The sequence below is a fragment of the uncultured Novosphingobium sp. genome, assembly GCF_964277725.1.
Classification (GTDB): Bacteria; Pseudomonadota; Alphaproteobacteria; order Sphingomonadales; family Sphingomonadaceae; genus Novosphingobium; species Novosphingobium fluoreni.
The window spans coordinates 1-8670 of sequence record NZ_CAXYKL010000133.1 but is presented as its reverse complement, the minus strand read 5'-3'; the positions used below and the strand labels follow the sequence as shown (position 1 = coordinate 8670).

Genomic DNA, 8670 nt, shown 5'->3' with positions numbered 1-8670 from the left:
ATCTTCGACTTGTCGATCTTGATCGTCTCGATGCGCGGAGCGTGGGCCGAAAGCTCGGTACGAGCCGAACCCAGCGCCTTTTGCATTTCACCCAGGATGTGCGTGCGGCCGGCCTTCGCCTGCTCGAGCGCCTTGGCCATGATTTCCTTGGTGATGCCGGCGATCTTGATGTCCATCTGCATCGTGGTGATGCCGGCCTCGGTGCCTGCGACCTTGAAGTCCATGTCACCCAAGTGATCCTCGTCACCCAGGATGTCGGACAGGACCGCGAAGTCCTTGCCTTCCAGGATCAGGCCCATGGCGATGCCGGCCACCGGACGCTCGATCGGAACGCCCGCGTCCATCATCGACAGACAGCCACCGCAGACCGTCGCCATCGAGGACGAACCGTTGGACTCGGTGATGTCGGACAGGACGCGGATGGTGTACGGAAAGTCCGCCTTGGTCGGCAGCACCGGATGCAGCGCGCGCCATGCCAACTTGCCGTGGCCGACTTCGCGACGGCCCGGAGCGCCGAAACGCCCAACTTCGCCAACCGAGTACGGCGGGAAGTTATAGTGCAGCATGAAGTTGGAGTACGACAGGCCATCGAGGCTGTCGATCATCTGCTCGGCGTCCTTGGTGCCCAGCGTGGTGGTGCAGATCGCCTGCGTTTCACCGCGCGTGAACAGCGACGAACCGTGCGTGCGCGGCAGGAAGCCGACGATCGCCTCGATCGGGCGGATCTGGTCGAGCTTGCGGCCGTCGATGCGCGAACCGTCCTTGAGGATGGCGGTGCGAACGATGTCCGCCTCAACCTTCTTCATGGTCTTGTTGGCGACCATCTGGGTCTGCGGGGTTTCTTCCGCGAACGCCTTCTTCGCCTTGGCGCGCGCTTCGTTCAGCGCGTTGGAGCGGGCCGACTTGTCGGTCAGCTTGTAAGCCGCGGCGACATCCTTGCCGACTGCGGACTTGAGCTTCTTCTTGATGTCGGCGGTGTTGTCCGAGATGTCGACATCCCAGGGATCCTTGGCCGCTTCCTCGGCGAGGTCGATGATCAGGTCGACGACCTTCTTGATCTCGTCATGCGCGAACATGACGGCGCCGAGCATCTCGTCCTCGGAAAGCTCCTTGGCTTCCGATTCCACCATCATCACGGCATCGCCGGTGGCGGCGACGACGAGATCGAGGCGGCCTTCGCCGGCCAGGGTCTGGTCCTGCTTTGGGTTCAGCGTGTATTCGCCATCGACGAAGCCGACGCGGGCAGCCGCGATCGGGCCCATGAACGGCACGCCCGAGATGGTCAGCGCAGCCGAAGCGGCGATCATCGCGACGATATCGGGCTCGTTCTCGCCATCATAGCTCATGACCTGAGCGATGACGTTGATCTCGTTGTAGAAGCCCTCAGGGAACAGCGGGCGGATCGGGCGATCGATGAGACGGCTGGTCAGCGTCTCCTTCTCGGTCGCGCCACGCTCACGCTTGAAGAAACCACCCGGAATACGGCCGGCGGCGGAGAACTTTTCCTGATAGTGAACGGTGAGCGGGAAGAAGTCCTGCCCTTCCTTCACCGACTTCGCGGCGGTCACGGCGCACAGCACCACGGTGTCGCCCAGGGTTGCCAGCACGGCGCCGTCGGCCTGACGGGCGATGCGGCCGGTTTCCAGCGTGAGGGTCTTGCCGCCCCACTCCATGGATACAGTCTTTACGTCGAACATTCGATATTTCCTCAGCCCATCGGCCCTATTGCCGGCGGGGTTTACTGCCGGGGATCCCGTCCCGGTCCGGTGTGGAGCCTGTCGTGGCTCCGGGCCTTGCCGCCGGATTGCAGCGCTGGCCTTCAGGCGTCGTTATTCTCGAACGCCCAATAGAGCAGCGGCCCCGGTTTCCCGGAGCCGCCGTGAAACTTACTTGCGAAGACCCAGCTTCTGGATCAGCGCGTTGTACCGCGCGACATCGCGCTTCTTGAGATAGTCCAGCAGCGAGCGCCGCTTGTTGACCATCGCCAGCAGACCGCGGCGCGAGTGGTTGTCCTTGTGGTGAGCCTTGAAGTGCTCGGTCAGGTTCTTGATCCGCTCGGTCAGGATCGCGACTTGCACTTCCGGCGAACCGGTGTCGCCCGACTGGCGAGCGTTGTCGGTGATGATCTCAGACTTCTTTTCGGCGGTTACCGACATATCATTACTCCGCGACATCCATGAGGTTGAACCCCCTGACGACGCGTGCGTCGCCATCCGACACGTCCATCAGCGCGACGGGAACCAGGCCCAGCCTTGCGCAATGAAGCCCGTCGGAAAAGGGCAGTCCGGTCAGAACACGGCCCTGTCGGACCGCCTTTGCCTGCTCCGGGTCGAGGTCGATGGCCGGGATGTCGTCCAGCCCCGCCTCCAGCGGCAAAGTCACATGTTCAAGTGGCGCCCCCTTACCGATTTCGTTGAGTTTGTCCAGCGATATCGCATGGGACAAGTCGAAAGGTCCTGCCTTGATCCGGCGCAACATGGTCACGGTGCCGCATGTGCCCAGTGCCTGCGCGATGTCTCGCGCCAGGCTGCGTATATAAGTGCCCTTGGACACTTTGGCCAGCAGCGTGAGGGCGTGGATGCGATCCCCGCCCGCAACCGTATCGACATGCACGATGCTCAGCGCATGGACGACGACCGAGCGGCTCGCCAGTTCGACCGCCTCCCCTGCCCGCGCCAGATCGTAGGCCCGCTTGCCATCCACCTTCAGCGCCGAATAGGCCGGGGGAACCTGCGCGATCGGGGCGGTAAAGCGCGGCAGAACAGCCTCGATCTCAGGCATTGTCGGCCGCACGTCGCTGGTGGCGATCACCGCGCCTTCCAGGTCCAGCGTGTCGGTTTCCTCGCCAAACCGGACCGTGAATTCGTAAGCCTTGTCGGCATCCAGCATCCGTCCGGTCAGCTTGGTCGCCTCACCCAGAGCGATCGGCAAGACACCTGTGGCCAGCGGGTCCAGCGTGCCGCCATGGCCCACCTTCGTGCCCTTGCCGAAGCCGGCCTCGCGCAAGTTGCGCTTCACCGCCGCCACCGCCTGCGTGGAACCCAGGCCCAGCGGCTTGTCGAGGATGATCCAGCCTGACGGTCCGCTCATACCCCGGCGATCACTCGCACCAGATCGTCGAAATGCCCCAGCGTCCACAGCACCGGCGGCATCACGACATTGCGCATCACGCCAAGGCTCGGCCAGAAATAGGGGATCACCAGCAGCAGGATGAACAACAGCGGAAAGCCGAAAGGCCGCAGCCGCGCATAGGCCCGCGCCGCCGGGCGGGGCAGCAGGCCCTCCACGATATGCGAGCCATCGAACGGGGGGATCGGCAGCAAGTTGAACAGTGCCAGAGACACGTTGATGAAGATGAACGACGACACGCTAAGCACGGCGAACTGCGCCACGCCACCGCTCGGCTGTGCGCGAATAAGTAGCCCCAAAGCCACCGCGCCCACCGTCGCCAGCACCAGATTGGTCAGCGGTCCGGCGGCTGCCACCGCCATCATGCCATAGCGCGGATTACGCAGGCGGCGCTGGTCCACCGGCACCGGCTTGGCCCAACCGAACGCGGGAATACCGGCCAGCGCCAGCCCGCCGGGCACCAGGATCGTGCCCACCGGATCGACATGGCGCAGCGGGTTCAGGCTCAGCCGCCGCCGCTCATGCGCGGTCGGATCGCCCAGCGCGCGGGCCACCCAGCCATGCGCCACTTCATGGAAGACGATAGCGATGATCAGCGGCACGATCAGCGCCGCGGCCTGGAGAATGGTCTGCTGCATGGGTCAGGCGCCGGTCGGCCGGTCCATCACTCGTCGAGATCGCGGCGCACGCGCGGATCGGCCAGCAAGCGCTCGATCCGGTCGGCCTCCTCGAAGGTCTGATCCGCGCGGAAACGAAGCTTGGCCGCGGATTTCAGCCCCAGGTTCCGCGCCACTTCCTTCTGGAAGAAGGCGGTGTTCTGGCGCAGCGCAGTCAGCACTTCGTCCTCGTTCGAGCCTAGTAGCGGCTTCACATAAGCCGTCGCCAGGCGAAGATCGGGAGACATGCGAACTTCGGTAACGCTGACAGAATGCGCGCTCAGCGTATCGCTGTGGACCTGCTGCCGCGTGAGGATTTCGGAAAGCACATGGCGCACCCGCTCCCCCACTTTGAGCAGGCGGACCGAGTGCTGTTCAGGCGTGATCTGCTGGCGAGACATCGTGGATCCTCATGTGGCCGGTGCGGGCCGATTTGCAAGACGAGATTACGGGATTGCGCCCGGCCTCACCCCCTGTGACACGACCTTCGGCGACAAGGCCTAGGGCGCCACGGCCCTGGCGCATGGCCGCTACGCCATCTTGTCGATGATGCGCTGGAGCGAGCGCAGGTTGCGCGCCGTCCCCTGGCAACCCAGACGCCGGGTGATGAAATCCCCCGTCAGCCGCGATCGCCCCATGCCCTCAACATAGTCCACGAACAGCGCCCTCTTGCCCAGCGCAAGACGCTCCGCGCCCCGGCCCTGGTACGCTGCGACCATCGCATCGAACCGATCTTGGCCCGGATCGCCGGACAGGAAATGCGTGTGAACCTGCTCAGCCGCGCCATCGGCGTGAAAGGGATTGCCCTCCACGCCCTCACGCAGTTCTTCGCGTGATCGCACGGCGACGAAGCTATCGATATCGAACCGTTCCCGCATCATGTGGCGGAACAAGTCCTCCAGCCCGTCGGTCGGGCGCTCATCGAACGAGAACAGCACGTTCCCGCTGGCTACCACGGTTTCGACGTCCTCGAATTCTTCACGCTCGAACGCATAGCGCAAATCGGCCATCTTCAACCGATTGGCGCCGACGTTGATGCTGCCGAACAAGGCGACGTAACGGGTCATCAGGCGATCGTACCGATCCCCGCCGCGCACTCCCTGTATGAAGGCGCGCCGGGGATCATACCTTTAGCCGATCGTGCGATCGCGATAGCTGACCTCGAAGACTTCCAGCTGGTCGCCCGCACGGATGTCGTTGGTGTCTGCCAGGACCACGCCGCATTCCATGCCGGCGCGAACCTCGTCCACATCGTCCTTGAAGCGCCGCAGCGACTGGATGAGCGTGGCCGAGATGATGACGTCGTTGCGCGTAAGACGGGCGTGGATACCCTTGCGGATGAGGCCTTCGACGACCAGCAGACCGGCCGCCTTGTCCTTCTTGCCCGCGGGAAACACCTGCTTGACCTCGGCACGACCGACAACGGTTTCGATCCGCTCGGGGCCCCAGATGCCGGCCATCTGCTTCGCGATCTCAGCCGTCAGCTCATAGATGATGTCGTAGTAGAGCATCGGCGTCTTGGTCTTCTCGACCTGCTCGCGCGCCTTGGCGTTCGGGCGGACGTTGAAGCCCACGATCGGCGCACCGCTGGCGGCGGCGAGCGTCACGTCGCTCTCGGTGATCGCACCCACGCCGGAGCTTAGCACGCGCACCTTGATCTCGTCGTTCGACAAGGCATGCAGCGCCTGGTTGATCGCTTCCATCGAGCCATGCACGTCGGCCTTGATCACCACCGGGTATTCGATGACCTTCTGCTTGTCCTGCAGCGCCGAGAACATCGTATCGAGGCTGGCCGGAGCCATCGCGGTGCGCTTTGCGGTGGCCTGCTCGTGACGATACAGGGCGACCTCGCGAGCGCGCTGTTCGCTTTCCACCACAGACAGCATATCGCCTGCCATCGGCACACCGCCAAGGCCCAGCACCTCGACCGGGAGGGCCGGTGGCGCTTCCTTGATCTGGCGGCCCTTGTCGTCATGCATGGCGCGAACGCGGCCGCTCTCGGTGCCGACGACGAAGATATCGCCCACCTTCAGCGTACCGCGGCGCACCAACACGGTGGCGAGCGGGCCCTTGCCCTTGTCCAGCTTGGCCTCGATCACGGTCGCGTCCGCGGTGCGATCGGGGTTGGCCTTCAGTTCTAGCAGTTCGGCCTGCAGCAGGATCTTCTCGATCAACTCGTCCAGGCCCGCGCCGGTCTTGGCCGAAACCTCGACATCCTGCACGTCGCCCGACATGTCCTCGACGACGATCTCATGCTCCAGCAGGCGCTCGCGCACCTTCTGCGCATTGGCCTCGGGCTTGTCGATCTTGTTGATCGCCACGATCATCGGCACGCCGGCGGCCTTGGTGTGATTGATGGCCTCGACCGTCTGCGGCATGATGCCATCGTCCGCGGCCACCACCAGCACGACGATGTCGGTCACGTTCGCACCGCGCATGCGCATCTGCGTGAACGCGGCGTGGCCCGGCGTATCGAGGAAGGTGACAAGATCGCCGCCCTTCGTCTTGATCTGATAGGCGCCCATGTGCTGGGTGATGCCGCCCGCTTCGCCGCGCACGACGTCGGTGCCGCGCAGAGCATCGAGCAGGCTGGTCTTGCCGTGATCGACGTGGCCCATGATGGTGACGACCGGCGGGCGCGTCTTCAGCGTCTCATCCGCGTCCACATCGTAGGACGTGTCCAGATCGATATCGCTTTCCGACACGCGCTCGATGTTGTGGCCGAATTCGGTCACGAGCAGTTCGGCGGTATCCTGGTCGATCGTCTGGTTGACGGTGACCATCATGCCCATCTTGAACATGGCCTTCACCAGGTCCGCGCCCTTTTCGGCCATGCGGTTGGCCAGTTCCTGCACGGTGATCGCTTCCGGCACGATCACGTCGCGCACCTGCTTCTCACGCTGCTGGGCCTTGCCGCCGAAGTGCGCACGGCGCTCCTTCTCGCGAGCACGCTTGAGCGCGGCGAGGCTGCGGGCGCGGGCGCCCTCGTCCTCGTTCAGGGCACGGGTGACGGTCAGCTTGCCGGACTGGCGGCGATCGGGCGCGGCGCCCTTGCTGCGATCACCCGGACGGGCAGGCGCGGCAGGCGCAGCGCTCTTGAGCGCGCCAGCCTTCTTGGCTCCGGCAGACGCCCCGGCGGACGAAGCGTTACCGCCACTCGACGCGGCGGCAGCCGGCTCGGCACGGCGGATTTCGGGACGGGCGACCGGCGTGAAACGACGCGGCGCGGGCATGACCTCGGCCGGCTGCGCGAGAGCGGCAGGCTCGGGCGCACGGGCCTCCGGCTGCTCGGTCGCAGCGGCAGGCGTCTGGGAAGCCGCAGGCTCCGCAGGTGCGCTTGCAGTCGCTTCCACGGGCGGGGTTTCCGCAGCCGCAGGCTCGGCCGGAGCAGGCGCTTCGGCCACAGGTTCCGGCGCAGCGGCGGCCGCAGCGGCAGCTTCCTCAGCCTCGCGACGCGCTTCTTCAGCACGGCGCTTTTCGTCCTCGATGGCCTTGAGACGAGCGTCCTCCTCACGGCGGCGCATTTCCTCGGCCACGCGCAGGCGATCTTCCTCCGCCTCGCGCTGGAGACGGGCCACGCGCTCCTGCGGGGTCTCGTTCGAGGGCGTATCCACGCGGCGCGGGGCAACGGGCGGCGGCGGCGGTGCGGGGCGCGGAGCCGCGACCGGCTCGGGCGCGGAAGCCACCGGCTCGGGCTTGGTTTCCACCGCTTCGCCCGGACGGCCCAGCACCTTGCGGCGCTTCACCTCGACCACGACCTTGTTGGTCCGGCCGTGGCTGAAGGTCTGCTTGACCTCGCCAGCCTCGACCGACCGCTTGATGCCAAGCGGTTTGCGTCCGAGGGTAGGCTTGTTGTCGGTCTCGCTCATAAGTCTCTATTCGCCCTTCGAATCAATTCGTCGTTGCGGCCGCAGCCACGGCTTGCGCCGCATCCGTGCCCGTGTTTGTTGCAGCGTCTGCGCTGGCCGTTTCAGCCAGACCGCGAAAATGCAGCAGGCGCCGGAGCGGCGCGGCGACTCTTTCGGCCGCCTTGCCATCTGCCAGCGCCAAGTGAACGACGTTGTCGCGGCCCAATGCCACAGACAGCGTCGCCCGGTCCAGTGGCAACACCGTGCCGCGTAAACCTGAGCCTTCGGCATCGCTGCCGACGCGCCAGGCCTGGTCCAGCTTGCGCGAACCGTCCTCCGCGGCATCGGCGGCGTGCGCCAGCCAGCGCACCTTGCCGTTGCGCGCGTTCTCGGCGATCCGGTCCGAGCCAACCAGCAGTCGACCCGACTTGGTCTCGAGACCGAGACGATCGGTGAAGGCACGCACCAGAGCGGTATCGATCCGCTCGGCCAAGTCGTCAGGGATGGTAAGCGGTGTGCCGTCCCCGTAATCCTTGGCAAGGGACTTGCCAAAGGCCCGCAGCAGCGCTCCCTTTAGTTTGCCCTTCGCCTGCGCTTTTTCAAGGGCTTCGCGAGACACGCCGATCCACGCGCCACGCCCTGGGGCCCGCGCGTGGACATCGGGCAGCACCACGCACGCACCATCCGGTCCGGGCGGAGATACCGCCAGCCGGATCAACGCATCGCGCGGGGCCGCTTCGCCGGAAAGGACACAGGTCCTCTCCGGCCCCTCACCGGAGGTACCGGTAACGTTTGCCGAATTGTCGGAACTTACGCGATCATTGTGAGGATTCCGCATGGGCGGCCTCCTCTGTTTCGGCCGACGCTGCCGCCGGTTCTTCGTCGAACCAGTGCGCGCGGGCGGCCATGATGATCTCGTTGCCCTGTTCTTCGTTCAGGCCATACTCGCCCAGAACCCCGCCCTTGTCCTCGTCGCGGGCGCGGCGATTGACGGTGCCGTCGCGGCGGCGCTGCTCCTGGCGCTTCTTGGCGATAAG

Annotated in this window: 8 protein-coding genes and 1 pseudogene; all 9 read right to left on the bottom strand. The window is 65.4% G+C overall.

All coding sequences use genetic code 11. The features are described from left to right. The coding region (pnp, locus tag ACHWRX_RS07895; protein WP_394658773.1) for a polyribonucleotide nucleotidyltransferase at positions 1-1697 on the bottom strand (1697 nt) is incomplete at its 3' end. Between the two features lie 189 nt (positions 1698-1886). Continuing rightward, positions 1887-2156 carry a 30S ribosomal protein S15 gene (gene rpsO / locus ACHWRX_RS07890; protein WP_058735857.1) on the bottom strand — a complete coding sequence of 90 codons (270 nt, stop codon included), beginning with the start codon at positions 2154-2156 and terminating at the stop codon, positions 1887-1889. A 4-nt stretch (positions 2157-2160) separates the two neighbouring features. After that, positions 2161-3090: a tRNA pseudouridine(55) synthase TruB gene (gene truB, locus ACHWRX_RS07885; protein ID WP_394658772.1), complete on the bottom strand. Its 930-nt coding sequence runs from the start codon at positions 3088-3090 to the stop codon at positions 2161-2163. Further along, positions 3087-3767, bottom strand: a complete 681-nt coding sequence (locus ACHWRX_RS07880; protein WP_394658771.1) for a site-2 protease family protein — start codon at positions 3765-3767, stop codon at positions 3087-3089. Before ACHWRX_RS07880 ends, truB begins: the two co-directional genes overlap by 4 nt. Positions 3768-3793: 26 nt before the next feature. After that, on the bottom strand, positions 3794-4186 hold the full coding sequence (gene rbfA / locus ACHWRX_RS07875; RefSeq protein WP_183616337.1) for a 30S ribosome-binding factor RbfA: 393 nt from the start codon (positions 4184-4186) through the stop codon (positions 3794-3796). A 129-nt stretch (positions 4187-4315) separates the two neighbouring features. Beyond that, positions 4316-4852, bottom strand: coding sequence for a DUF1697 domain-containing protein (locus ACHWRX_RS07870; RefSeq protein WP_288418277.1), 537 nt, complete (start codon positions 4850-4852; stop codon positions 4316-4318). Positions 4853-4915: 63 nt separating this feature from the next. Further along, positions 4916-7654 (bottom strand): translation initiation factor IF-2, encoded by a 2739-nt coding sequence (infB, locus tag ACHWRX_RS07865; protein WP_394658770.1) that lies wholly within the window; start codon positions 7652-7654, stop codon positions 4916-4918. Positions 7655-7676: 22 nt separating this feature from the next. Continuing rightward, entirely contained in the window at positions 7677-8471 is a 795-nt protein-coding gene (locus ACHWRX_RS07860) for a DUF448 domain-containing protein (RefSeq protein WP_394658769.1), read from the bottom strand. Then, positions 8452-8670 (bottom strand): annotated as a pseudogene (locus ACHWRX_RS07855) (transcription termination/antitermination protein NusA); the annotation flags it as partial. The gene ACHWRX_RS07860 and the pseudogene ACHWRX_RS07855, both read right to left, overlap by 20 nt.

Coding starts and splice junctions, on each gene's coding strand:
- rpsO (WP_058735857.1), bottom strand. CDS start 2,156: ATGTCGGTAACCGCCGAAAAGAAGTCTGAGATCATCACCGACAACGCT.
- truB (WP_394658772.1), bottom strand. CDS start 3,090: ATGAGCGGACCGTCAGGCTGGATCATCCTCGACAAGCCGCTGGGCCTG.
- ACHWRX_RS07880 (WP_394658771.1), bottom strand. CDS start 3,767: ATGCAGCAGACCATTCTCCAGGCCGCGGCGCTGATCGTGCCGCTGATC.
- rbfA (WP_183616337.1), bottom strand. CDS start 4,186: ATGTCTCGCCAGCAGATCACGCCTGAACAGCACTCGGTCCGCCTGCTC.
- ACHWRX_RS07870 (WP_288418277.1), bottom strand. CDS start 4,852: ATGACCCGTTACGTCGCCTTGTTCGGCAGCATCAACGTCGGCGCCAAT.
- infB (WP_394658770.1), bottom strand. CDS start 7,654: ATGAGCGAGACCGACAACAAGCCTACCCTCGGACGCAAACCGCTTGGC.
- ACHWRX_RS07860 (WP_394658769.1), bottom strand. CDS start 8,471: ATGCGGAATCCTCACAATGATCGCGTAAGTTCCGACAATTCGGCAAAC.